This is a genomic window from Pedobacter faecalis (assembly GCF_030182585.1).
Taxonomy (GTDB): domain Bacteria; phylum Bacteroidota; class Bacteroidia; order Sphingobacteriales; family Sphingobacteriaceae; genus Pedobacter; species Pedobacter faecalis.
Window position 1 is genome coordinate 512,012 of the sequence record NZ_JARXOW010000001.1, and the last position, 25,324, is coordinate 537,335.

The 25,324-nt window shown below is 49.2% G+C and carries 19 protein-coding genes; 15 read left to right on the top strand and 4 right to left on the bottom strand.

The genetic code is table 11. The features are described from left to right. The first annotated feature begins 91 nt into the window (after positions 1-91). Entirely contained in the window at positions 92-1,183 is a 1,092-nt protein-coding gene (gene mnmA, locus QEP07_RS02270; protein WP_285008334.1) for a tRNA 2-thiouridine(34) synthase MnmA, read from the top strand. Positions 1,184-1,247: 64 nt separating this feature from the next. On the opposite strand, the gene QEP07_RS02275 is transcribed toward mnmA, so the two are convergent. Beyond that, complete coding sequence (locus tag QEP07_RS02275; RefSeq protein WP_285008335.1) at positions 1,248-1,934, bottom strand: ATP-binding cassette domain-containing protein; 687 nt, start codon at positions 1,932-1,934, stop codon at positions 1,248-1,250. Further along, complete coding sequence (locus tag QEP07_RS02280) at positions 1,931-2,215, bottom strand: hypothetical protein (RefSeq protein ID WP_256005910.1); 285 nt, start codon at positions 2,213-2,215, stop codon at positions 1,931-1,933. The genes QEP07_RS02275 and QEP07_RS02280 overlap by 4 nt, the downstream gene beginning before the upstream one ends. A gap of 88 nt (positions 2,216-2,303) precedes the next feature. Between QEP07_RS02280 and QEP07_RS02285 the strand changes: the two genes are divergently transcribed. Beyond that, complete coding sequence (locus tag QEP07_RS02285) at positions 2,304-2,474, top strand: hypothetical protein (RefSeq protein ID WP_285008336.1); 171 nt, start codon at positions 2,304-2,306, stop codon at positions 2,472-2,474. Here the strand turns inward: QEP07_RS02285 and QEP07_RS02290 are convergent. Together QEP07_RS02290 and QEP07_RS02295 are read right to left on the bottom strand one after the other, a co-directional pair. Then, positions 2,471-2,938: an OsmC family protein gene (locus QEP07_RS02290; RefSeq protein WP_285008337.1), complete on the bottom strand. Its 468-nt coding sequence runs from the start codon at positions 2,936-2,938 to the stop codon at positions 2,471-2,473. The genes QEP07_RS02285 and QEP07_RS02290 overlap by 4 nt on opposite strands. Positions 2,939-3,053: 115 nt before the next feature. Then, positions 3,054-3,566, bottom strand: coding sequence for a glutathione peroxidase (locus QEP07_RS02295; protein WP_285008338.1), 513 nt, complete (start codon positions 3,564-3,566; stop codon positions 3,054-3,056). A gap of 287 nt (positions 3,567-3,853) precedes the next feature. Here QEP07_RS02295 and QEP07_RS02300 point away from each other — a divergent pair, with 287 nt between their 5' ends. The 13 genes from QEP07_RS02300 to QEP07_RS02360 all read left to right on the top strand — a co-directional run bounded on the left by QEP07_RS02300 (position 3,854) and on the right by QEP07_RS02360 (position 25,312). Continuing rightward, on the top strand, positions 3,854-4,522 hold the full coding sequence (locus tag QEP07_RS02300; RefSeq protein ID WP_285008339.1) for a DUF6266 family protein: 669 nt from the start codon (positions 3,854-3,856) through the stop codon (positions 4,520-4,522). Positions 4,523-4,532: 10 nt separating this feature from the next. After that, entirely contained in the window at positions 4,533-4,766 is a 234-nt protein-coding gene (locus QEP07_RS02305) for a putative signal transducing protein (RefSeq protein ID WP_285008340.1), read from the top strand. 3 nt (positions 4,767-4,769) lie between these two features. Continuing rightward, a complete protein-coding gene (locus QEP07_RS02310) occupies positions 4,770-6,560 on the top strand; it encodes a mechanosensitive ion channel family protein (RefSeq protein WP_285008341.1) in 1,791 nt (596 codons plus the stop codon). An 80-nt stretch (positions 6,561-6,640) separates the two neighbouring features. Beyond that, positions 6,641-9,214, top strand: a complete 2,574-nt coding sequence (topA, locus tag QEP07_RS02315; protein WP_285008342.1) for a type I DNA topoisomerase — start codon at positions 6,641-6,643, stop codon at positions 9,212-9,214. Then, entirely contained in the window at positions 9,214-9,618 is a 405-nt protein-coding gene (locus QEP07_RS02320; RefSeq protein WP_256005898.1) for a hypothetical protein, read from the top strand. Before topA ends, QEP07_RS02320 begins: the two co-directional genes overlap by 1 nt. A 32-nt stretch (positions 9,619-9,650) precedes the next feature. Further along, on the top strand, positions 9,651-15,173 hold the full coding sequence (locus QEP07_RS02325; RefSeq protein WP_285008343.1) for an alpha-2-macroglobulin family protein: 5,523 nt from the start codon (positions 9,651-9,653) through the stop codon (positions 15,171-15,173). Beyond that, on the top strand, positions 15,152-17,563 hold the full coding sequence (pbpC, locus tag QEP07_RS02330) for a penicillin-binding protein 1C (protein ID WP_285008344.1): 2,412 nt from the start codon (positions 15,152-15,154) through the stop codon (positions 17,561-17,563). Before QEP07_RS02325 ends, pbpC begins: the two co-directional genes overlap by 22 nt. Before the next feature lie 543 nt (positions 17,564-18,106). Continuing rightward, positions 18,107-19,312: a serine palmitoyltransferase gene (gene spt / locus QEP07_RS02335; RefSeq protein WP_285008345.1), complete on the top strand. Its 1,206-nt coding sequence runs from the start codon at positions 18,107-18,109 to the stop codon at positions 19,310-19,312. After that, complete coding sequence (locus QEP07_RS02340; RefSeq protein WP_285008346.1) at positions 19,309-20,427, top strand: GNAT family N-acetyltransferase; 1,119 nt, start codon at positions 19,309-19,311, stop codon at positions 20,425-20,427. Before spt ends, QEP07_RS02340 begins: the two co-directional genes overlap by 4 nt. Beyond that, complete coding sequence (locus QEP07_RS02345; RefSeq protein WP_285008347.1) at positions 20,424-21,413, top strand: NAD-dependent epimerase/dehydratase family protein; 990 nt, start codon at positions 20,424-20,426, stop codon at positions 21,411-21,413. Before QEP07_RS02340 ends, QEP07_RS02345 begins: the two co-directional genes overlap by 4 nt. A gap of 121 nt (positions 21,414-21,534) precedes the next feature. After that, positions 21,535-22,566, top strand: a complete 1,032-nt coding sequence (locus tag QEP07_RS02350) for a DUF6807 domain-containing protein (RefSeq protein ID WP_285008348.1) — start codon at positions 21,535-21,537, stop codon at positions 22,564-22,566. 16 nt (positions 22,567-22,582) lie between these two features. Further along, positions 22,583-23,941, top strand: a complete 1,359-nt coding sequence (locus tag QEP07_RS02355; protein ID WP_285008349.1) for a 3-keto-disaccharide hydrolase — start codon at positions 22,583-22,585, stop codon at positions 23,939-23,941. A 12-nt stretch (positions 23,942-23,953) separates the two neighbouring features. Then, the gene (locus QEP07_RS02360) at positions 23,954-25,312 is read left to right on the top strand and encodes a Gfo/Idh/MocA family protein (RefSeq protein WP_285008350.1); all 1,359 of its coding nucleotides are present in this window, start codon (positions 23,954-23,956) and stop codon (positions 25,310-25,312) included. Positions 25,313-25,324 lie beyond the last annotated feature (12 nt).

A 25,324-nucleotide genomic window follows, 5' to 3' on the forward strand; every position in this document is an offset into this window, starting at 1 on the left:
AAATAAACCCCAAATAAACACTATTTTTGCAGGTGAAATTGGAGTTGTTTTCAATTTAATCACCGGCCTTTGAACCCGGGTAGATCGCAACATGAGTAAAAGAGGAAGAATATTAGTCGCCATGAGTGGCGGCGTCGACAGTTCAGTAGCATCTGTAATGCTGCACGAACAAGGATACGAGGTTATCGGCCTTACCATGAAAACATGGGATTACGCCACCTCAGGCAGCAACAGTAAAGAAACCGGCTGCTGCAGTCTCGATAGCATCAATGATGCCCGCGCACTGGCGGTTAACTATGGCTTCCCTCATTATATACTGGATATACGCGACGAATTTGGCGATTTCGTGATCGACAACTTCGTAGACGAATACCTCGCCGGACGCACCCCTAACCCCTGTGTTTTGTGCAATACCCACATCAAGTGGGAGGCATTGCTGAAGCGTGCCAATAAGCTCGATTGTGAGTTCATCGCAACTGGCCACTATGCAAATATCCGCTTGCAAGACAACGGTCGCTACGTCATTTCCAAAGGAAAAGACGAAAACAAAGATCAATCCTACGTACTCTGGGGTGTTTCCCAGGAAAACCTGGCGCGTACCCAGTTCCCCTTAGGATCCTTTACCAAAGCCGAGATCAGGCAAATGGCATTGGATATGGGACAGGAAGAACTCGCCAAAAAAAGCGAAAGCTACGAAATATGCTTTGTACCAGATAACGACTACCGGGCCTTCCTTCGTCATAAAGTGGAGGACCTCGACGAGCGCGTTGGCCCGGGCAACTTTGTCCTGAGCAACGGCAAAGTGGTAGGTCAGCATAAAGGCTACCCATTCTATACCATTGGTCAGCGAAAAGGCCTGGGTATAGCCCTTGGCGAACCGATGTTCGTTACCCGAATCCTCCCCGAAAGCAATACCGTTATGCTGGGCCGGGCGGATGAGCTTGAGCGTGGAGAAGCCATGGTGCGCAACCTGAACCTGGTAAAATACGAAAGCATTGAGGAACCTATGGACAACGTGGTTACCAAGATCCGCTATAAAGATGCCGGTACACTAAGCACCATCGTACAGGAAAAAGATAAGATGCGCGTGGTCTTCGATCACAACGTTTCTGCCATCGCACCCGGACAATCGGCCGTATTCTACGAAGGCAACGATCTGCTCGGCGGCGGCTTCTTGTGTTAATCCCAGGTGCCTTGACTATAACTGTGCAGCGTTAACGCGGCTTCTTCTCGCAAAACGTTTGTAGCTAGGTAGCTGCCTCCCACTCTACAACAGTGTGTCGTGGCAGATAACCAAAATCGATCAGGTCAGTAGCCCGGTTAACCTTTTTCGTGTTTCCTTCCTGCATCAGGATCACCCTAGATGATATTTCGAGTACGTTGCGGTAATCATGGTCGGTAACCACAATCCCCTTACCACTTGCACTCCGGATAATATCTTTCACAATTTCCACATGCAGGGGAGCCAAACCATTAAAAGGTTCATCTAAAAGCACGTACTTCGCATCCGAGTGCAGGAGCAGCAAAATCTCTATAATGCGTTTCTCGCCGCCCGACAAATCTCCGGGCAAACGTCTCAAAAAAGGTTGAACATGAATGCTTTGTCGAAGTACATCGGCGTTCCGACTGCTGCAAAAGCAACGTAATATACTTTCTATACTTATGTGGCTGGGCAAAAAGCTGTCCTGCGGCAGGTAACGCATTAACCGGCGTGAGCCGAACGAATCAGCAACCCGGAGGTTGTCTATAGAAATGTATTTATAATCCGCCGATAGCGTCCCAGATATAATCTTAAGTAAAGTCGACTTTCCCGAGCCGTTTCGACCTAGAAGTCCAACAGTCTCACCAATCTGGCAAGACAGGAACACATCATTCAGCACAAAGCGCCCGCGGAATTGTTTCCTCACACTGTCAACATGCAAACCAGAACTCATAAAGCGAAAAATATTGCCGCCATCACCATGCCTACCAAAAGCGTGCTTAACCATAACAACCGCCTCGAGAGGCCCATGTTATGGTAAAACAAATACTCATTTTTGTATGTCCAGTCGTATACCAGAAGATGCGCAGTAGGCATCAGCAACAACATTCCCAGTCCTGTACCGGCCATCACGCGCGACCAGCCCATCATAAAAAAAGAAAGCAGGAAAGATAAAAGAAATGCCGGCAACACCAGCCGACGTTGAAAATACCAAAGGGCGCTAATTATTTGCATCTTGCTGAGCTCTAGTTAATGTCCCTCAAAATAAATATATTTGATCAATCAACCTAACGCAATCAACAAACGCTAACCGAAAAATCATATGTTCAGCTTCTTTAGTATCTTCCCCTACCTGTATTTCGCTGCCATGATCGGCGCCGCCATTTATTTCTTCTGGATTATAAACGATATCCGTAAATCCAGCAGGAAGCGCAACGCCATCCTGAAAGATATCTGTGACGAAATGAAAAGGGACAAAGGTTCCGGCGTTTAAACCAAAATCTCCGGCTCATGGCGCACCGGGAAGTTCAGCGAGCGGGCAATAAAACAAAACTCATTTGCTTTCTTGTGAAGTTCCCCGGCTTTCCCAAGCATATCTGCGTTCGCCACCTTAACTTTCGGTTTCAAAACGATCTCTTTGAAAGCACCTGAACCGTCAGAATTTTCGAGCATTAACCCACTGGCTTCGTCACGGTATTCCAGCACAATAATACCTGCTTCAGCACAGAGATGTAAATACCAGAGCATGTGACATGACGAAACCGACGAAAGCAACAGCTCCTCCGGATTGTACCTTTTTGCATCACCCCTGAAAGCCGAATCGGAAGAACATTCAATAGCAGGCCGGCCCGGTGCCTGAATCAGGTGATCTCGCTTGTATGAGGTATAATTGAAGGTTCCGCTGCCTAGATTGCCCGTCCATTCCACTGTCGCCTGGTACTGATGTTTCTTCTCCATGATTTCAAGATTTGGTTACCTAAAATAACATTATACGGCCAAAAAAGCAAAAAGGGAACGCTAAAGCGTTCCCTTTTTATTTACGGTGCACCAAAAATTCAGTGCATCACTTGTGTTAAATATTTTTCACAACACTCTGGTCGAGCGGCTTTACTTTAGAGCGGTATCGGTGTATTAATTTACCGTTCTCGTCGATGAGGAATTTCTCGAAATTCCAGTTGATATCGCCTTTGAAATCAGGGTTTTCAGCTGTGGTAAGATACTTGAACAGCGGAGTGATGTCATCGCCTTTCACGCTGCTTTTTTCGGCCATCAGAAATGACACATCAAACTTGCTCGAGCAAAACTCCTTGATCTCGCTGTTGGTAGCCAGTTCCTGTCCCCCAAAATTTCCCGCAGGAAAACCAATAACAACCAGCTTTTTACCATACTGCTTATGTAGTTTCTCAAGCTCTTCATACTGCGGCGTAAAACCGCATTTCGAGGCAGTGTTCACGATCATGATTTTCTTGCCTTTAAATTTAGACAGGCTGATCTTTTTGCCATCGATACTGGTAAATGAAAAATCGTGTACGCTTTTTGCCGGCGGCGTAAAAAGCAGGCTCAGCATAATCAATAATGTAGTCATAAATATGGTTTTTTTATTAGACGAATATACACACAAAAATATTGCCTGAATAATAGAAAAGTCTGGCAACCCACTGGCTATTGCGTAAGTAAATTAAACTGCTTTTAGTCTGGTATTAGACTGCTATTAGACTGGTATCAGTCTGCTTAAACCAGTATAAAAGCTGTTTTATACATGTATAATATCAGTTGATAACGAGTGTAAAATACTTACGCAATGGCTTGGCATTTTCGGTTATTTTTCTTTATTATTGTTTAAACGTTTATTAAATATTAAAAAATAAAATTATGGCTAGACTAAAAAATGGTCCTTATGGCTTCCTGATGGGGCTACTGGGCAACATCGTGAACTATGTAAGACGCGGGGAAAATGTCGCAAGAATGCGTCCCCGAAAAACGGCAAAGCGCAGGAAGAAAGCAACGGGCAAACTTGCCGACTCTCAGGCAAGGTTTCGTATGGCTCAGAAGTATGTGAGTCCGCTGAAGGACTTTGTGTGCTACAGCTTCCACCCTGCTACAAAAGGTACTACAAAGATTCCGCAGAATGCGGCGACGAGCCTGTTCAGGGAACACGCCATTATGGGCGAACATCCTAACCTGTGGATCGATTACAGCAGGGTGATTGTCAGTGAGGGTAATCTTCCTGAACCACAAAATGCTGCGGTATCTTTCGAGGACAACGTGCTTACTTTCACCTGGGATGTGGAAGCTAGCTTGTCTTATGCCCGCAAGAGCGATCAGGTCATGGTACTCGCTTATTTGCCAGATACCATGAGGGCTTTTTTCATTGTAGGCGGTGCCCGGCGCACGGCGGGTACAGAGCAGCTGCAAATTGATCCGAGAATGCCGAAACCATGGCATACGGCTGACACGGTGGTGGAAACTTATGTGGCTTTCATATCCAACGACAGGCAGCGGGTGTCCGACAGTGTGTATTGCGGACAAATTTCCCTTTAACTGATTGAGCATGAAAAACGACAACGACAGACTTGTACAGGTGTTTTCTGGTGACGTATGGAAGGCGAAAATGATCGAAAGCATGTTTCTGGAACATGATTTACCGTGTATGGTCAAGAATGAACATATGAGTTCCATTGAATCACCGGCCGTTAGCGCCGGTGGTTTCAATGCTGCCGAGGTGTGGGTTGGTCCGGAAAACGAGGAACTTGCGCGTCAGCTTATCGATGAATTTTTTAGCTAGCCTATGATATACCTGAGCCGTTTCTACCTGTTTGCAGTATTGCAATTGATGTTTTGTGTGGCCGCCTTTGCACAGTCGGCCCCCGATACCTCGGGTAGTGAGAACTCAAGTATTAACGAGGCGATGTTGCTTAAAGAGGAGCAGCAGCGACGGATAGATTCGCTGGTGAAGGTGCAGCTTAGAAAAGAGCTTACGGAGGCGTCTGGCAATGCCGGCCGCACGCGGGAACTTGAAGCTAAGCTGCGGCAGATAGCTGTGGATGACTCGCTTAGGGCCATCGCGCAGCGGGAAAAGCTTAGGTCGCTGAAGAAAACAACAAGGGGATTTCCAGTACGCCTGAACCAGGATACGTTGTTTTTCGTGTTTACGCGTACCGGATCTTTCAACCCGGAAGAAAGGGCCCGGGCTGTGTCGGCCAAAGTGAGGGAGCTGTATGAAGATCCGTTCTACAGCCCTGATTCCTTAGTCGCCGCCGAAAATGAAGGAAGCTATGACTTGATTTTTAAGCCGGATAAGGTCGTGATTAGCATCGGCAACCTCGACGGACTGTGGTTTGATAAGACTAACGCGGAGCTTGCCCGGGAATACCTGACGATCATCAAGAAATCGGTAGCCCGCGAAAGGGAAATGCATAGTATTGCCAACCTGCTGAAACGCATTAGTCTGGTGGCGCTGGTGATTGCTTTGCTTGTCGCGGTGGTGTGGGTCATCAACAAGCTGTTTAACCGCACGGCGCTCTTTATATCGGCTAATAAGGAACGATATGTAACTGCGCTCAGGCTTAAAAATACCAAGATCGTGACGCCTGATCATCTGGAAAGTATATTTCTGAAGGCAAATACGGTACTTAGAATCGTCGTGGTGGTTCTGGCGGTATATCTCTCGCTCCCGCTGCTGTTCAGTATTTTTCCGGAGACGGAGAGTTGGACCGCTACCCTGCTCAATTGGGTACTTACTCCACTGCGCTCGGCGGTAAGTTCGGTTATGGATTACCTGCCCAATCTGTTTAAGATCGTGGTCATCTACCTCATTTTCCGGTACCTGATCAAGGGTATTCAATATGTGTTCAGGGAGGTAAAACGGGGTAATATCGTGTTCAGAGGTTTTCATTCCGACTGGGCTATGCCAACATTCAACATACTGAAGTTCATTATGTATGCTTTTATGCTGGTGCTTATCTTTCCTTTCCTGCCGGGTTATAGCTCTCCGGCGTTTCAAGGGGTATCGGTCTTTCTTGGGGTACTGATCTCGCTGGGCTCTTCCAATGCGATTACGAATATAGTGGCTGGTTTGGTTATTACCTATATGCGGCCGTTCAGGGTGGGCGACCGGGTGAAGATTGGTGATGTAACCGGCGATGTGGTGGAAAAGACCATGCTGGTGACGCGCATCCGTACCATCAAGAATGAGGATATTACGGTCCCGAACTCTACCGTGCTTTCAAGTTCTACGGTCAACTATTCGAGTCAGACGAAAAACGAGCGGCAGGGACTTATCATTCACTACACGGTAACGGTGGGGTATGATGTGCCCTGGCAGCGGGTGTACGAATTGCTGATTCAGGCGGCCCTTAAAACGGTCCATGTTTTGGAGGATCCGAAGCCGTTTGTGCTGCAGACGAGTCTTGATGATTTTTATATTGCATACCAGATCAATGCTTATACTAAAGAGCCTAACAGACAGGCGGTAATCTATAGTAATCTGCTCGAAAACATCCAGGACCAGTTCAAAGACGCAGGCCTCGAACTGATGTCGCCCAACTACCATGTGGTGCGTGATGGCGGCAAGGAATAGCGGATTATTTTATTATAAAATTCCGATCTGATTTTGATATTCGGCTTAATTATAGCTTTATTTGCAGAAAATCGGTCTGAATGGTCAAAAATCTGTTAATCGTCGAGTCTCCTGCAAAAGCCAAAACCATCGAAGGATATCTGGGTAAGGATTTCCTTGTTAAGTCTAGTTACGGACATATCCGGGATCTGGTTAAGGGTGATATGGCTATCGACATTGACAATAATTTTGCGCAGACTTACGAGGTACCTGCAGACAAGAAGCAGGTGGTGGCTGAGCTGAAAAAACTGGCTAAGCAAGCAGAGATGGTCTGGCTCGCATCCGATGAGGACCGCGAGGGAGAAGCGATTTCATGGCACCTGTTCGAGACGCTTGGCCTGAAAGAAGATAAGACGAAACGGATCGTTTTTCACGAGATCACTAAACCGGCTATACTTAAAGCTATCGAGGCGCCGAGACGCATCGATTATAACCTGGTGCATGCGCAGCAGGCCCGGAGGGTGCTCGACAGGCTGGTGGGTTTTGAGCTTTCGCCGGTGTTGTGGAAGAAGGTGAAGCCTTCTTTGTCGGCCGGAAGGGTGCAATCGGTAGCCGTAAGGCTTATTGTAGATCGCGAACGCGAGGTTAATAAGTTTAACGCTGTGGCGGCTTTCAAGATCACGGCAGAATTCTCTACCGGCAATGGTCGCGAGCTGGTTAAGGCTGAACTTCCGCACCGCTTTGGTACCGAGGCAGAGGCAGAAAGTTTTCTGAAGGATTGCATGAACGCTTCGTTTTCGGTGTCGTCATTGGAGACTAAGCCTGCCAAACGCAATCCGGCAGCGCCGTTTACAACCTCTACCCTGCAGCAGGAAGCTGCCCGGAAGCTGGGTTATTCGGTTTCCCGTACCATGCAGATCGCGCAGCGCTTGTACGAAAGCGGGCGCATTACCTATATGAGGACGGACTCTGTGAATTTATCGGAGACTGCGCTTCAGGCTGCAGCGGCGGAAATTAATTCGGCCTGGGGAGAAAAATATCATCAGCGAAGGGTATATAAGACCAAGTCGGCCGGTGCACAGGAAGCGCATGAGGCTATTCGTCCTACCTACTTTAATCAGCATACTGTGCCGGGCGACAGCTCTGAGCAGCGTTTATATGAATTGATCTGGAAGCGTTCTATCGCCTCGCAGATGAGTGAAGCGCTTTTTGAGAAAACCACAGCGCAGATTGGAATCAGCACCCGCGGTGAACATCTGGTTGCCGAGGGCGAAGTGCTTAAGTTTGACGGATTCCTAAAAGTGTACCTGGAATCGTCGGACGACGATGATGCAGACGACAGCGAAAAAGCTGGTTTGCTGCCGCCGCTCACACGCGGACAGGCGCTTACGCTGAATGAAATGCTGGCTACGGAACGTTTTTCGCGTCCGCCTGCTCGATATACGGAAGCTAGTCTGGTAAAGAAACTTGAAGAGCTGGGTATAGGCCGGCCTTCCACCTATGCGCCTACCATATCCACTATTCAGAACCGCGGTTATGTGGTTAAGGAAGACCGGGACGGAAAGCAGCGCAGTTTTACTTGCATCAGGTTGCATAAAGGTGCTGTAAATAAGCAAACTAAGACAGAAATAACCGGAGCCGAAAAAGCTAAATTATTCCCTACCGACATTGGTGAGGTGGTGAACGATTTCCTGGTGGAGCATTTTAAGGGTATTGTGGATTTCAACTTTACGGCAAGCGTAGAGAAGGAGTTTGACGAGATCGCTCAGGGGCTTCAGGAATGGACTAAGATGCTCCACTCCTTTTATAAGCCTTTCCATAACGAGGTGGAGGTGACATTGGAGACTGCCGACCGCGCCAATGGGGAGCGTTTGCTTGGAACAGACCCTGCCACGGGCAAGAATGTGTATGCTAAGGTAGGCCGTTTTGGTCCCCTGGTGCAGATTGGCGAGAACGACGACGAAGAGAAGCCGCAGTACGCTAGTCTGACGAAATCGCAATCTGTGGCTACGATAGGCCTGGAAGATGCACTGGAACTTTTTAAACTCCCGTTTGCACTCGAAGACTATCAGGGTAAGGAAGTGATGGTGGGCATAGGTCGCTTTGGTCCCTATGTAAAATGGGGTGATGCTTATATCTCGGTGCCGAAAAACGAGGATCCGCTTACGATAGATCAGGCGCGTGCGCAGGAGATCATTGATGAGAAGATTACCGCTGATGCGCCGGTAGCGCATTTTGAGGGCTTGCCGGTAACCAAGGGTACTGGTCGCTTCGGTCCTTTCATTAAATGGAACGATTTGTTTATCAATGTGCCGAAGGCCTATAATTTCAATCATCTAAAGCAGCAAGACATTGAGGAACTGATCCGTAAAAAACTGGATAAAGAAGCCAACAGGTTCATTCAGCAGTGGCCGGAAGAAAAGATTGCTATTGAAAATGGTCGCTGGGGACCTTTCATTCGCTTCGGTAAAGACATGCTGAAGCTGAAAAAGAATCCGGCTACCAACGATAAATATACTGCTGAAGCGCTTGCGGAGATTTCGCTGGATGAGGTAAAGAAACTGATCGTGGAGCAGGTTCCGGACGCCTTTACGCCTAAGGTGAAGAAAACAGCCGCAAAGAAAACGACCGCTAAGGCTGGTGCACGGAAAACCACGGCGAAAGCAAAGAAGTGATGAAAAAGGATCTGCCTGAAAATATTGTAGAAGATGTGGCCATGGCCGTTGTGCTGATGGGCGATAGGCCTGAGTCGGGCGACTGGACGGTATACGTGGTTAACCTGAAGGAGAGTCCGATCAACAATGTGCTGATCAGTTCTAAAGGGTATGGCGAAAAGGACGGTCGACAGGTTAAAACCTCTGTATTGCGGCATTTTCTGGGCGACATTGATGCCCAGGCTTTTGCTGGTGTGGAAGCTATTGATCCACAGGTTTTCGGTCTCACCAACGAGTACTGGCTCAGCTATTATATAGACGGGGTCATCTACGATAAGAAGTTTATTTTCCTTCCGGAGAGCATTGTCGACGATAACCTTATTCATATCCCGCTGGTAGACAAGCCGGGTGTGATGATCAGGTAAGCTGCGGTATTATTTTTGCTCTGCACTTGGTTATGAAACCAAGACAAACCGCCGTTGTGGCTATTGTAGCTGCAATACTCATCGCCGCAGGTGCCTATTTCTTCTTCAAAAAAGACAAACCCAAGGATTACGACCAGCGTTTTGCCCGCTATATTGAGGCTTACACTTCAGGTACGGTGTCCAAAAAAAGCTATATCCGGGTACGTCTGGCCAATCAGGTTAAGACCATGGCAAGCGTAGGTGTGGCAGATGATCGCGATTTGTTCAGCTTCTCTCCTTCTTTATCTGGAAAGACGTATTGGATTGACGCCCAGACCATAGAGTTTAGGCCGGACGAGGCTTTGGAGCCGGGAGAGACCTACGAAGCCAGCTTTGATCTGGGTAAGGTGACCGACACGGAAGAGGGGCTCGAGGAGTTTGAATTCGACTTCCGCGTGATCCGTCCGGGTTTAAGTTTTCGGCATAATGGCCTGGTTTCGCAAAGCAATACTTCTATGGACCTGATGAAGCTCTCTGGCGAGATCAACACTTCCGATGAGGAAGATGCTAAGGCCGTCGAGAAGACTTTATCGGCCGAGTTCCCTCAGCCCCTGCGCGTCAAATGGCAGCACTACCCGCAGGAACGGCGTTCGGTGTTCACGATAGACAGCCTGAAAAAGACCGCTTCGGCGCAGCAAATTGTTTTGAACTGGTCGGCCAGCCCCATAGAGGCTTCCATGAAAGGCAAAGCAACGCTTCGTCTGCCAGCCAAAGGAGCCTTCGAGGTTCTGGATATCAGGGCGGTGCAGGACCGTGAAGACTATATCCTGGTGCAGTTTTCAGAGCCGGTTGGTGCGATGCAGGATTTGTCGGGATTGATTTCCCTGGCGAATATAAACGACCTGAGGTATACCGTTGCCGGAAGCGAGGTAAAGGTGTATGCGCCGGTAAAGCTGGAAGGTACTTATGCGGTGAACGTAGGCACCGGTATTGAGAATATTCAGAACCGCAAGCTCAGCGTTGCAAAGACAGCCAACATTACTTTTGAGAACAAAAATCCTTCGGTAACCATAAGCGGCAGCGGTTCTATCCTGCCTAATTCGGGTAAACTGCTCCTGCCCTTTGATGCGATTAACCTGAGGGCGGTAGATGTCACGGTCATAAAAGTTTACGAAAACAACGTACCCCAGTTTTTCCAGTCGAACAACTACAAAGGCGACTATGGTTATGCCTCGGAACTGCGCCGCGTGGCCAAGCCTGTGGTACAGAAAACCATCAGGCTGGATGAGGACCGGGCGCTTGATCTGCATAGGAAAAACCGTTTCACGCTGGATCTGGATAAGATCATGAAGGCGGAGCCCGGTGCCATTTACAGGGTGGTGATTGGATTTAAGCAGGCTTACAATGTGTATAACTGCGGTACGGATGCTGTATCAGAAGAGGAAGAGGATAGCTCGCGCGGCGGATGGTCGGAAAAAATAGATGAAGACGATGATTTCTGGTCGCGCTACGGCAATTACTATCCGGCTAACTACCGCTGGGAGGACCGTGATAATCCGTGTACCCCATCCTTTTACACCAGCGAGCGCTGGGCAAGCCGGAATTTGATCGCCTCCAACATCGGGCTGATTGTGAAGCGGGGTAACGACAACAGCATGTTTGCGATGGCTACCGACTTACGCACCGCCGAACCTATGGGTGGCGTAACGCTGGAGTTTCTGGACTATCAGCAGCAACTGATGCATACGGTGAAAACGGATGCTGAGGGTATGGCTAAGTTTGACCTGAAGCGAAAGCCTTACCTGCTGGTTGCAAAGAACGGCGACGAACGTGGTTACCTGAGAATAGACGATGGTACTTCCCTCCCCCTGAGCCGGTTTGACGTTGGTGGCGATGTGGTGCAACAGGGTTTGAAGGGCTTTATATATGGCGAGCGCGGCGTGTGGAGGCCGGGAGATTCGGTGTTCGTGACCTTCGTGCTGGAAGATAAACTAAAAAAACTGCCTGGCGGTTACCCGGTAACTTTCGAACTCTACAATCCTAAAGGTCAGCTCATGAAGCGGCTGGTAAACGGCAAACCGCTGAATGGCTTTTATACCTTTAAAACGCTTACCGACCGCACTGCACCTACGGGCAACTGGCTGGCGAAGGTCAGGGCTGGCGGCGCTACATTTTCTAAGACCATCAAGATTGAAACGGTGATGCCCAACCGCCTGAAGATTTCTTTTGATAACGCTGTGCTTACGGCCAGGTGGCTGTTCGGCTCGCCAGCCAGTCATCTTAAAGCTAAGGTGGACGTAAACCTCAACGCGATGGAAACGAAGTTCAAGGGCTTTGAGCAGTATTCTTTTGATAATCCGGCTGTGAAGTTTGAATCGCAGTTGAAGACTATTTTTGAAGGCACGCTTGATGAAAACGGTTCGGCCCGGGTAAACACCTCGCTGATTGGCAACCACGCGGCGCCGGGCATGTTGCGGGCCAATTATACGACGAAGGTATTTGAGGCGGGCGGCAACTTCAGCATTGATAATTTCAGTGTGCCGTATCACGTGTACCAGAACTATTATGGTATCCGGACCCCGGAGGGCGATCGATTAAGCGGCATGTTGTTCACGGGCAAGGATCATCCGGTAGATATTGTGATCGTGGATCGTAATGGTCGTTTGCTTGGTGGCAGTAAGTCGGTAACCGTAGAACTTTACAAGCTGGAATGGCGCTGGTGGTGGGAACAGGATGATGAATATGCCTTCGCTAATTTCACTCAGAATTCTTTTAATAAGCTGATTAAAAAAGAAAATATTACGCTGCAGAACGGAAAAGGCAGGTGGACGCTCCGCATTGATGAACCGGAATGGGGCCGGTACCTGATCCTCGTGCGCGATGCGCTGGGCGGACACGTAGCTGGCAAGACAGTATACGTCGACTGGCCAGGCTGGGCGCAGCGCGAGCAGGCGAATAATCCGACGGAAGCATCGATGCTGTCCTTTACGGCCAATAAGCAGAAATTCTCCGTAGGCGAAGAAGTGGTACTTACCATACCTTCGGGTAAAGGTGGCCGGGCGCTGATCTCCATTGAGAATGGCAGCAGGGTGCTGCGTACGTTCTGGACTGAAACAACACCCGGACAAACGCAGTTCCGGTTTAAGGCAGAGAAGGATATGGCGCCAAACGTTTTTGCGAACGTGACCTTGCTGCAACCGCATGCGCAGACGGTGAATGATTTGCCTATCCGCATGTACGGTGCTATTCCCCTGCTGGTTGAGGATCCTCAAACGATACTGAAACCCCTGTTAAATATACCCGCGAGCATCCGGCCGGAAACGGTCACGGAACTTACGGTGGCTGAACAGCAGGGTAAGGCGATGACGTATACCATTGCGCTTGTTGACGAAGGGCTGCTAGACCTGACGCGCTTTAAAACCCCCGATCTGCACGGCGCTTTTTATGCCCGTGAGGGACTTGGGGTGAAGAGCTGGGATTTATTTGACCATGTGCTCGGCGCCTGGGGCGGCAACCTGGAACGGATCCTGAGCATCGGCGGCGACGGCACCATAAACCGCAACCTTAACCCGGCAAAAGCCAACCGCTTTGTGCCCGTGGTGAAATACATGGGGCCGTTTGCGCTAGGCAAGGGTGAACGTAAAACGCACCGCTTCCGCCTGCCGCAGTACATTGGCTCAGTGCGCGCAATGATAGTCGCCGGACAGGATGGTGCCTATGGCTTCACGGAAAAGACAGTGCAGGTTAAGAAACCGCTGATGCTGCTGGCTACACTGCCCCGGGTGATCGGTACGGGTGAAACCTTTACCCTTCCGGTAACGGTGTTTGCTACAGAATCGCGCCTGAAGAAGGTATCTGTACAGGTACAGGCGAGCAGTCTGCGCCTGACCACCGGATCCAGTCAATCGCTAAATTTTGCAAAGCCCGGAGAGCAGATGGCTTATTTTGAGTTGAAAGCTCCGGAAAGTACCGGCATAGCAAAAGTGCGTGTTACCGCACAGAGCGGAGCAGAAAAGGCGGTCTACGACGTCGAACTGGATGTTCGGAACCCCAACCCTTATATCACCAATGTGATCTCTGCTGCTATAGAGCCCGGCAGTTCATGGTCGCAAGCCTACCAACCAATCGGCATGGCGGGAAGCAACACCGGCGTGCTGGAAGTTTCATCGCTGCCTCCTATTGATTTAAAAAAGCGACTTGGCTACCTGATGCAGTATCCGCACGGATGTGTAGAGCAGGTTACCTCATCGGTATTTCCGCAGTTGTATTTGTCGGCCCTGACCCGCATGACCGAGCAGCAAAAAGCCAATACCGAGCGAAATATTAAGGCAGGCATTGCGCGACTGCGCGGATTTCAGTCGCCCGACGGCGGCCTTGCTTACTGGCCTGGCGCTTCCTCATCCGACGAATGGGGCAGCGCTTACGCCGCACATTTCTTACTGGAAGCCCAGAAGGCGGGTTACAGCTTGCCGGTAGGCATGGCCGATGAGTTGTTCCGTTACTTAAGGAGCAAATCCTCGGCCTGGGTACCGGATAGCGAGAACTTTTATGGCGGCGACCTCTCGCAAGCCTACCGACTCTACGTACTGGCGCTCGGTCGGCGTGCCGACATAGGTGCCATGAACCGTTTGCGAGGCTTTGAGTATTTGTCGGCCCCAGCCAAGTGGCGCCTCGCTGCTGCGTACCAGCTTGCCGGACAACAACAAGCCGCCGCTGCGCTGATCAAAGGCTTGCCACTTACGGCTGAACCCTATAAGCAACCCGGGGGTACGTATGGCTCTGAACTGCGCGATCAGGCGATGATCCTGGAGACCCTGACATTGCTCGGGCGCAAACAGGCCGCTGCCTCTGCCCTGCAGTCGGTAGCCGCCAAACTTGGTCAGGAAACATGGTACAGCACGCAAACTACGGCATATAGCCTGCTTGCAATCGCTAAATTCTGCGGAGCAAACAGTGCCTCAGCCAGTCTCAATTATACTTACACAATTGATGGTAAAAAAGGCAAGGCTAATCTCCCCGAGTATTTTTCGAGTACACCGCTGTCGTACAAAGGCGGCGTGTCGCTCGTGAATACGGGCAATCGCGTATTGTTTGCGCGGCTGATTCTGAGCGGTCAGCCCGCACCCGGTCAGCATAACTTCGCCGCCCTGAACCCCGATGTACTCGATATGAAGGTGGCGTATAAACTGCTGAACGGGAAAACGCTAGATCCTTCTGTGTTGAAACAGGGTACCGATTTTTATGCGGAGGTGACCGTCAGAAATCCGGGTAAGCGGGGCGATTACGAGCAACTGGCTTTAACGCAGATATTCCCTTCGGGATGGGAAATCGTTAACACAAGAATAAACGATAACGAAAATATCCTCGCATCATCGCCATCCGCATACCGCGATATCCGGGACGACCGGGTGTTTACTTATTTCAATTTACGTGAAAACCAGAGCGTAGTATATAAAGTGCTGCTTAACGCCTCCTATCTGGGACGCTACTATTTGTCGGCCCAGCACTGCGAGGCGATGTACGATCAAACTATCAGTGCGACACATGCTGGAAAATGGGTTCAGGTAGTAAAATAGCCTACTGGACAAGCGAGGCCTTATGCGTGGTGCTGTTTCTTTGGTTCTGGTTCGCTTTACCCAAGCAGCTGTTTACCTCGCCAACCTCCTACGTGGTAGAGGCCGGGCGCGGTGAATTGTTGAGTGCATCGATAGCAGCCGACGGGCAGTGGCGTTTTCCGGCGTCTGAACGGGAGGTTCCAGAGAAATATGTGCGCTGTCTGCTTGCCTTTGAAGACAAAAGGTTTTTCAGTCACCCCGGTGTAGACATGCTAGCCATGGGCAGGGCCGTACGCCAGAACATTAAGGCTCGCGCCGTAGTTAGCGGCGGCAGTACCATTACCATGCAAGTGATCCGCTTGTCGCGGCGACAAAGCAGAACAATGCGACAGAAACTTACAGAGATGATCCTCGCGCTGCGGTTGGAGCTGCGGCATAGCAAAGCCGATATTCTGAAGCTTTACGCGGCGAACGCCCCCTTTGGCAGCAATGTGGTGGGCTTGGATGCTGCGGCATGGCGCTATTACGGTCGCCCCGCAGAACGCCTGTCCTGGGGTGAAATGGCCACCCTGGCGGTGCTGCCGAACAGTCCGTCGCTGGTCCGGCCGGGCCGCAATGCCGGCCTGCTGGTCAGAAAGCGAAACGGGCTGCTCGACAAACTTGTAGAGAGCGGGGTGGTCGACAAGGCTACAGCCGATCTTTCAAAGCTTGAACCTATTCCCGGCGCGCCTAAAGCTTTGCCCCAGCATGCTCCTCACCTGCTTAACCGCTTTAAACGGGAGTATGCATCGCTGAGTAAGGAAGGCGTAGGTACAACGAGGATCACGACGACGGTCGACTACGATTTGCAGCTTAAGCTTAACGACCTGCTGAAGCGCTATCAGAACAGGTACCGCTCGAACGGCATCAATAACATTGCAGCGCTTGTGCTTAATGTGAAACAAGGTTCTGTTGCCGCCTATGTGGGCAATATTTTTAAACCGGAGGACAAAGAGCTGGAAAGTCATGTCGATATGATTTCCGCGGCAAGAAGTCCCGGTAGCACCTTAAAGCCCCTGCTGTATGCCTGCATGCTGAGCGATGGTTTTATATTGCCTAAGACGCTGATCCCGGATATTCCGACCCAGATCAGCGGCTATTCGCCTCAAAACTACGACCTGGGTTATGATGGTGCGATTCCCGCCGATCAGGCTTTGAGTCGCTCGCTTAACATACCGGCTGTAAAAATGCTGCAAACTTACCGGTACCAGCGGTTTTACGACAAGCTAAAACAGTTTGGGCTCTCGACACTTAACCGACCGCCCGATCATTATGGCTTGTCGCTCATACTTGGCGGCAGTGAGGTAACGCTATGGGATTTGTCGGCCGCCTACTTAGGTATGGCGCGGACTTTAAATCATTTCAACGACCATAAAGGCCGCTATAATCCGCATGATTACGACGCACCGGTGTACCTGAAGAAGGCAGGCGATAAAGTCTTTGCGCGCGACAAGCGCTTAAAAGATGAGGAAACTTCGCTAAGTTCGGTAACCGATTTTGGTTCGATCTGGAATACCTTTAACGCCATGGAGGAAGTAATGCGTCCTGGCGAGGAAGGACTTTGGGAGCAGTTCTCTTCTTCACGGCGCCTGGCCTGGAAGACCGGTACGAGCTTCGGTTTTCGCGATGCCTGGGCTATAGGACTAACGCCAGATCACCTGGTTTGCATCTGGGTGGGCAATGCCGATGGTGAAGGTCGCCCCGGGCTAACGGGAATTGATGTGGCCGCCCCCGTCCTGTTTGATGTATTCAGGCAGTTGCCCGCGGGCCCCTGGTTTAAGATGCCTAAGCACATGATGAAGACGTATACGGCATGTAAGCAAAGCGGCTACAAGGCAGGCGAATATTGTACCGACCGGATGCAGATGCATGGTTCACCTGCAGGTGAAAAGACAGGGCTTTGTCCGTACCATAAGCTGGTTCACCTCGACAGGACTGGTCGCCACCGCGTGACCGATGCCTGCGAGCAGCCGGGGATAATGTTGCGCCGCCCCTGGTTTATACTGCCCCCAGCTATGGCGTATTACTATAAGAGCAAACATAGCGATTATACTGAACCTCCTGCGCTGATGCCCGGCTGCGAAGACGAGAGCAGCCAGCAAATGATGGAGATGATCTACCCTAAAAACAATGCTATGGTTTATATTCCCGTGGAGCTGGATGGCAGTCCCGGTAAACTCGTACTTGATGCCACCCACCGCTACACCAGTGCCGAGATTCATTGGCATATTGATGAGGAATACGTCGGGACGACACAACATCGCCACCAGCTTGCCCTGCAGCCCAAGCCCGGGAGGCATACGCTTACCTTGGTAGACAACAACGGTCTGCGTCTGGTACAGATTTTTACTGTACTGAACAAAGCATTATGAGTGTATTGAAAAGAGGTCTGACCCTCCTAGCTGCGTGGCTTAACCTTGGATGCTCGGCATACCAATACGCTACGCTAGGCTTGTAGTGCGCATTTTTCGCAGTGAAGCTATGGATTGTCATATTAATGTCTTTATTAACTAAGAATCAAACTTTGGCATATCTGTTGCCGTTATAGTGATAGTTTGTTTGGTTTAGGTTGATCTGTGGTGGGTCAACCATCTATTAAAACAGGGATGCATCGCCAGATGTTTCCCTGTTTCCTTTTTAGGGTCAGGTGATCTGCTAAACCGGCAACTATTTCCCGTTTCCTTCATTTGCAGCCGTAAATATAAGTAAATTGTAATTTTTGTTTTAAAAAACAATATATTGATAGTTGATAAACTTTTAGTTTTGTTTTGTCTGATTATGATCTTAGATTTGGGAAGTTTTTTTATTGGCATAAATGTTGACTTTTAACTTAATATTAAGCTAGCGTAATCAATGATGTCATATGAAAACTACTACCAAACATAACTCAGCTCTATTAAAAGATATAGAATAGCATGCGCAAAAAATTACAAGATAGGATAGCAGCATTTAAAGATGCCAATGCGATCAAGGAAAAGGGTTTATACCCATATTTCCGTGCAATTGAATCGGGACAGGACACAGAAGTGATGATCAATGGGAAGCGGGTACTGATGTTTGGTTCTAACTCCTACCTTGGCCTTACCAACCACCCTAAAATAAAGGAAGCCGCCAAACAGGCGGTAGATAAATACGGCACCGGTTGTGCTGGTTCGCGGTTTTTGAATGGTACGCTGGATATACATATTGAACTGGAGCGCAGACTGGCAGCCTATGTAGGTAAAGAAGCTGCGGTACTTTTCAGTACCGGCTTTCAGGTTAACCTCGGTGTGATCTCCTGCTTGCTGGATCGTAATGACTATCTGATTCTTGATGAATACGACCATGCATCCATTATTGACGGAAGCAGGCTTTCTTTTTCGCGTTCCATCAAGTATGCGCATAATGACATGGACGATCTTCGCAAGAAGTTGAGCAGGCTTCCTGAAGACGCCGCAAAACTGATTGTTGCTGATGGGATTTTCAGTATGGAAGGTGACCTGGTCAATTTGCCTGAGATCGTGAAAATCGCCGATGAGTTTGGGGCAAATATTATGATGGATGATGCGCACAGTTTAGGCGTGATTGGCTTAAACGGTGCGGGAACGGCTTCGCATTTCGGGCTTACCGACAAGGTGGATCTGATCATGGGTACTTTCAGCAAATCGCTTGCTTCCCTCGGTGGGTTTATTGCCGGCAACGAGGAAACGATTGAGTTTGTGAAACACCGGGCGAGATCGCTGATGTTCAGCGCCAGCATGCCCCCTGCAGCAGTTGCGAGCGTTATAGCTGCATTGGATATCATAGAATCGGAACCGGAGCGCATCGACCAGCTTTGGGCAAACACGAACTACGCAAAGAAGCTTTTGCTTGACGCGGGTTTTGATATAGGCCATACAGACAGTCCGATAATCCCGGTATATATCCGCGATAACGATAAGACCTTCTTAATTACCAATATATTGAGCAATAATGGAATTTTTGTGAACCCGGTAGTATCTCCGGCAGTTCCTTCAGATTCGTCGCTGATCAGGTTCTCCCTGATGGCCACACATACCTTTGCTCAGATCGAGGAAGCGGTGGATAAAATATCAGCTGCCGCCAAGCAGGTTCAGGTTAAAAGATCGCAGGTAACTATATGAAGCAGATCGTTGCTGTAAGCAATAAAAAACAACTAACTGCTTTTATTGACTTTCCTCACGAATTGTATAAGAACGACCCGAACTACGTTCCGGAATTATTCATTGCACAGAAAGACTTACTGACCACCCACCCTTTTCACAAACATTCTTCACTGCAGTGTTTCCTGTTGTACAACGGGGATCAGATCATTGGCAGGATTGCGGCGATACTGAACAATAGTCACAATCGGGTAAACCAGGTAAATGATGGCTTTTTTGGGTTTTTTGATTGTATCAATGATCAGAGTGCCGCGGATTTGCTGTTGCAAACCGCTTCAAACTGGCTGAAAGAAAAGGGTGTAACCGGCTTACTGATGGGCCCTGTAAACTTCTCTACGAACGAGTCGTGCGGCTTATTGGTTAAGGGTTTTGACATGCCGCCTGTGGTTATGATGCCTTATAACGCTTCCTACTACCCCGCCCTTCTGGAAAACACTGGTCTGACGAAAAAGGTTGATTTGCTGGCCTGGCGCTTTACTGGCGAAAACTATGATGATCGTTCTGTGAAGCTGGTAGACCGCCTTGAAGAGCGCTTAAAGCGCAATAATATCGTGATCAGGAAGATCAATATGAAAAACTTCAAAGCTGAAGCTGCGAAGTTGCGCGAGGTATATAACAAGGCTTGGGATAAGAATACAGGATTTGTACCGCTAAACGATGAGGAATTTGACTATCAGGCCAAAGACCTTAAGCTGGTGCTCGACCCGGATTTTTGTCTGGTTGCCGAGAAAGATGGCGAACTGGTTGGCTTTGGGGCCGCAATACCAGATATGAACCAGATCCAGATCAACATTAAAAAGGGGCGCCTCCTTCCTACCGGCTTGTTTAAGCTGCTTTTCGGAAAGAAAAAGGTTAAGGGAATCAGGATCCTGCTGCTGGGTGTGGTCGACGGCTATCGGAAGATGGGTATCGAAGCCTGCATTTATGCGAAGATCATTCAGGCTTATCGCCGTAAGGGATTTGAATATGCCGAGGCCAGCTGGACGCTTGAGCACAATGACATGGTAAACAGTGCTATTGAAGCCATTAAAGGTGATCCTTACAAAACCTATCGCATCTACGAAAAACAGATATGAGCAAAAAGGTGCTGATCACCGGTGCCACGGGCTTTGTTGGCTATCATCTGATTGCCCAGGCGCTGCAAGCCGGACTTGAAGTGGTAGCGGCAGTGCGACCGGGCACTTCCAGAGCGCACCTGAAAGCATTCGATATCAGTTATGTCGAGCTCAACTACGCATCGGTAGCCGACCTGCGGGATACGCTTGAGAAGTATCAGTTCCATTATATTATTCATGCGGCAGGAATCACCAAGGCAAAAACGCGGGAGCAGTATGAACGGGTAAACGCGGAATTTACGAGAAACCTTGCCACGGCTGCCACTGAAGCTAAGATTCCTCTGGAAAAGTTCGTGTTTGTGAGCAGTTTAGCCGCACTGGGCCCGCTCGCCGACTTATCTGCCTGCATAAGCGACGAGATGACGGGACAGCCGGTAACCCAGTATGGTGCGAGCAAGCTGAAGGCGGAGCAATACCTTTCCGAATTGCCGGAGCTTCCGCTTATTGTGATCAGGCCCACGGCAGTGTACGGGCCTCGTGAAAAAGATATTTTCATTCTGTTTAAAAGCATAAAACAGGGCATTGAACCTTATATAGGTTCCTTTCAGCAACAGCTTAGTTTTATTTACGTGACCGATCTGGCGGAGATTATTATAAAATCGCTTTTCGCTGAAGTGCGCGGACGTACGTATAATATTTCGGATGGTCAATTCTATGACCGCTATACGCTGGGCCGCTTGATCCGAAAATCACTTGGAAAGCGCACGCTCAGGTTTCATCTTCCGGTCTCAATTGTTGGTGCACTGGCTCGAATCATGGATTTCCTTTACCGGAACCGCAAGGATACTCCTGCCCTGAACAAAGAAAAGATGGCAGAGCTAACGGCGGTAAACTGGTACTGCGATATCAGTCGCGCTAAAGCCGATCTTAACTTCCAACCCAGGTATAATCTGGAAAAAGGAATAGCCGAAACCGTAGCATGGTATCGGGAAAATCACTGGTTGTAAGCGCAATCGTTTTCGTATTTTTTCTGTAGTAAATATCGGTTTATGAGCATATTATGCGCTAAGACAACTATATTTAACTAAATGTTCGTCCCATGTTTCGGGGCCTAAGTAACCAAATACGATGAAAATAAACCTGCTTATTGTTTTATGCTGCTGTGCGGTTTCAGCAACTGCCCGGCAAGTCAAAGTGGAATTTGTTCCGGACACGGAGCAGAAATCGGTGAAGGTTTTGGTCGACAATAAGCACTTTACGTCTTTCATCTATCCGGATAACCTGGAGAAGCCGGTATTGTATCCGATTTATACCGCTGGGGGACTGGTTGTTACCCGTGGTTTTCCGTTGAAGAGCCGCGATGGTGAACGGACCGACCATCCGCATCATGTTGGCCTGTGGCTTAACTATGAAAGTGTGAATGGTCTGGATTTCTGGAACAACTCTTATAACATTCCGGCGGCAAACAAAGTACGCTACGGCTGGGTAAGAAACACTAAAGTGGAAAAGCTTACCGGCGGTAAAAATGAAGGGCGATTAAGTTATACCTCAAATTGGGAGAATCAGGCAGGAAAGGTGTTGCTTAAAGAGCAGACGACCTTTGTGTTTTCGGGCCGGGGGCACAGCCGGAGTATAGACCGTATTACCACGCTTATCGCACAGCAGGATACCGTATTTTTTAAAGATGTTAAGGACGGTATGATTGGGCTAAGGGTAACTAAGGAGCTGGAAATGCCGTCGGACAAGGTTGAAGAGTTTACCGACAGTCAGGGTAACATTACCAGGGTGCCTGCCTCAAACAATGGTGCCAATGGGAATTATCTCAGCAGTGCAGGAAAACAGGGAAATGATGTATGGGGCAGCCGGGGCAACTGGTGTATGCTGTATGCGAAGAAAGAAGGTATGCCTGTTGCGGTTTCCATTATTGATCACCCGAAAAACCCGGGCTACCCAACCTACTGGCATGCCCGCGACTACGGCTTGTTTGCGGCAAACCCATTGGGACAAAGTATTTTTTCGAACGGTAAGGAACGGCTTAACATGAAACTCGCGCCCGGCCAGTCGGTAACGTTCAAATATCGCGTGCAGATTGATGAAAAGATACATCCCGATGCAAAGGCATTGAATGCCGCGGCAGACGATTTTGCAAAAACCTATTAATTAATATATAACACGAATGAAAAAGAGACAGTTAGTAATGGTGGCTATGATGCTTGCAGGGAGTTTATCGGCCGTGCATGCGCAGGACGGGAAATGGCAGAAGCTTTTCAACGGGAAGGATTTAAATGGCTGGAAACAACTGAACGGGAAGGCGAAGTACCAGGTCGTAAAGGGAGAGATTGTTGGCACCACTGTTTCCAACGAACCGAACTCCTTTCTGGCAACAGAAAAAGAATATGGTGATTTTATCCTTGAACTGGAACTGCTGGCCGACAACTCCATGAATTCCGGCATACAGGTGAGGAGCTTGAGCAAGGCTGATTATCAGAATGGCCGGGTACATGGTTATCAGGTGGAAATTGATCCCTCCGATAGAAAATGGAGTGGCGGTATCTATGATGAAGGCAGACGAGGCTGGTTGTATCCGATGGACATCAATCCGGCGGGGCAGGCTGCTTTTAAAAAGGGCCAGTGGAACAAGTATAGGATTGAATGTATAGGCTCATCGATCCGCACCTGGGTTAACGGCATACCGGCCGCGAGTTTGGTCGACAATATGACCCTGTCGGGATTCATTGCCCTGCAGGTACACAGCATCGGTAAAAGCGAGGTTCCCGGCAAGCAGATCAAGTGGAGGAACATCAGGATTCAGACGGGTAAGCTGACGCCTGCGGAAGCTGATGATACTTACGTTGTGAACATGATCCCGAACGATCTTTCTGCACTGGAACAGGCTCAAGGTTACAGCCTGCTGTGGGACGGTAAGACCAGCAAAGGATGGGTTGGCGCCTATAAAGGTACTTTTCCTGAAAAAGGCTGGCTCATACGCGATGGAGAACTTAGTGTGGAGAAATCAGATGGCGGCGAGTCGACCAACGGCGGAGATATTGTTACCGAGAAGCTGTATGGTGCATTTGAGCTGAAATTCGATTTCAGGCTTACTCAGGGCGCCAATAGCGGCGTGAAATATTTTGTGACGCTCTCTGAGGGCAACAAAGGCTCAGCAATAGGTATGGAGTACCAGATTCTGGATGATGAACGGCACCCGGACGCTAAGCTGGGTAAAAACGGCAATAGAACGCTTGGTTCTTTGTATGACCTTATAGCCAGTAAAAAGATACCGGCTTCTCAAAAGAAGATCGGCGAGTGGAATAAAGGCCTGATCAGGGTATATCCTGACAACCGCATCGAGTATTGGTTGAATGGCTTCAAAATCACTGAATTTACACGCGGAACGCCCGAGTTTCTCGAGCTTGTTGCCGGTAGTAAGTACAAAGGATGGAAAGATTTTGGAATGGCACCTAAAGGCCGTATCCTTTTACAGGATCATGGCGACAGGGTTTCGTTCAGAAGTATAAAAATTAAAGAATTGTAATCTTATCAGACCATGGAAGAATCCAGAAGAACATTTTTAAAACAGGCCGCTATCGCCGGTGCAGGTACATACCTGGGCACTATGGGGTTTTCGGCCAAAAGTTATGGCCGTATTATCGGGGCTAACGACCGGGTGCGTGTAGGCGTAGTAGGGTTTTCAGACCGGTTTAAGGACTCCCTCCTGCCGAGTTTTTTAAACCATCATAAAGAACTGAATTTCGACATTGTTGCCGTATCAGACCTATGGAACTATCGCCGCGGACTTGGTGTAGATCATCTTAAGAACAAGTTTGGCCACGACATTACGGCTTGTCGCAACAATGAAGAGCTGTATGCGCTAAAAGATATCGATGCGGTAATCATCAGCACGGCGGATTTTCAGCATGCTCTTCACACCATTGAGGCAGTAACGGCCAAATGCGATGTGTACTGCGAAAAGCCTTTTGCGGAAACGATGGCTGATGCCCGGGCTGCCTTGAAAGCAGTGAAGGCTTCCAGACAGATCGTACAGATCGGATCACAGCGGAGAAGTGGCGGAAACTACGAGGCAGCTGCGCAGTTTGTGAAGGATGGCAAGTTTGGAGATATTACGATGGTTGAGCTGAGCTGGAACGTGAACCAGCCGGGCCGCTGGCGCCGACCTGCCTTAGTGGCCAGACTCAAGCAGGAAGATACCGACTGGAAGCGTTTTCTGCTCAACAGACCGTTTGAAGCCTGGGATCCGAGGAAATACCTGGAGTACCGCTTATTCTGGCCGTATTCTTCAGGCATGCCTGGTCAGTGGATGTCGCACCAGATCGATACTGTACACTGGTTTACCGGACTGAAACATCCGAGAAGTGTGGTGGCCAACGGTGGTATCTATCAGTGGAAAGACGGACGCAGAAACTGGGACACGACCACAGCGGTGTTTGACTACGGCAAGCCAAACGATCCCAACAATGGTTTCCAGGTGGTGTTTACCTCGCGTATGCACAATGGCGACGAAAACCCAGCGGAAATTTACTACTCAAACGGCGGTGAGATGAACCTGATCACCAATATGGTATCGCCTAAGGGTGGTTTGAGAGAGAATGCGGCAAAGGCTATGGACATGAAAGCGAATCTGCTGCCGGAGTTTAAGCTTACCGAGAATGTAGAGAAGGTGGCTGCATCTGCAAATACGGGAGGCGACAAACTCACCTCAGCGCATATGCGCAACTGGATGGAGTGTATCAGAAGCCGTAAGGAAACCAATGCTCCGGTAGAGGCGGGTTATTACCACTCGATTGCGAATATTATGACCAACGCGGCTGCGCGGACCGGCCAGAAGGCAACCTTCGACGAGAAAACACAGGAAGTGATGGTGGGCGGCAAGGTGTTTAAATACTAAGCCCTCTTTACA

Bases quoted from the DNA above. Each gene is read 5' to 3' on its own strand.
- mnmA (WP_285008334.1), top strand. From the start codon at position 92: ATGAGTAAAAGAGGAAGAATATTAGTCGCCATGAGTGGCGGCGTCGAC.
- QEP07_RS02275 (WP_285008335.1), bottom strand. From the start codon at position 1,934: ATGAGTTCTGGTTTGCATGTTGACAGTGTGAGGAAACAATTCCGCGGG.
- QEP07_RS02280 (WP_256005910.1), bottom strand. From the start codon at position 2,215: ATGCAAATAATTAGCGCCCTTTGGTATTTTCAACGTCGGCTGGTGTTG.
- QEP07_RS02285 (WP_285008336.1), top strand. From the start codon at position 2,304: ATGTTCAGCTTCTTTAGTATCTTCCCCTACCTGTATTTCGCTGCCATG.
- QEP07_RS02290 (WP_285008337.1), bottom strand. From the start codon at position 2,938: ATGGAGAAGAAACATCAGTACCAGGCGACAGTGGAATGGACGGGCAAT.
- QEP07_RS02295 (WP_285008338.1), bottom strand. From the start codon at position 3,566: ATGACTACATTATTGATTATGCTGAGCCTGCTTTTTACGCCGCCGGCA.
- QEP07_RS02300 (WP_285008339.1), top strand. From the start codon at position 3,854: ATGGCTAGACTAAAAAATGGTCCTTATGGCTTCCTGATGGGGCTACTG.
- QEP07_RS02305 (WP_285008340.1), top strand. From the start codon at position 4,533: ATGAAAAACGACAACGACAGACTTGTACAGGTGTTTTCTGGTGACGTA.
- QEP07_RS02310 (WP_285008341.1), top strand. From the start codon at position 4,770: ATGATATACCTGAGCCGTTTCTACCTGTTTGCAGTATTGCAATTGATG.
- topA (WP_285008342.1), top strand. From the start codon at position 6,641: ATGGTCAAAAATCTGTTAATCGTCGAGTCTCCTGCAAAAGCCAAAACC.
- QEP07_RS02320 (WP_256005898.1), top strand. From the start codon at position 9,214: ATGAAAAAGGATCTGCCTGAAAATATTGTAGAAGATGTGGCCATGGCC.
- QEP07_RS02325 (WP_285008343.1), top strand. From the start codon at position 9,651: ATGAAACCAAGACAAACCGCCGTTGTGGCTATTGTAGCTGCAATACTC.
- pbpC (WP_285008344.1), top strand. From the start codon at position 15,152: ATGGGTTCAGGTAGTAAAATAGCCTACTGGACAAGCGAGGCCTTATGC.
- spt (WP_285008345.1), top strand. From the start codon at position 18,107: ATGCGCAAAAAATTACAAGATAGGATAGCAGCATTTAAAGATGCCAAT.
- QEP07_RS02340 (WP_285008346.1), top strand. From the start codon at position 19,309: ATGAAGCAGATCGTTGCTGTAAGCAATAAAAAACAACTAACTGCTTTT.
- QEP07_RS02345 (WP_285008347.1), top strand. From the start codon at position 20,424: ATGAGCAAAAAGGTGCTGATCACCGGTGCCACGGGCTTTGTTGGCTAT.
- QEP07_RS02350 (WP_285008348.1), top strand. From the start codon at position 21,535: ATGAAAATAAACCTGCTTATTGTTTTATGCTGCTGTGCGGTTTCAGCA.
- QEP07_RS02355 (WP_285008349.1), top strand. From the start codon at position 22,583: ATGAAAAAGAGACAGTTAGTAATGGTGGCTATGATGCTTGCAGGGAGT.
- QEP07_RS02360 (WP_285008350.1), top strand. From the start codon at position 23,954: ATGGAAGAATCCAGAAGAACATTTTTAAAACAGGCCGCTATCGCCGGT.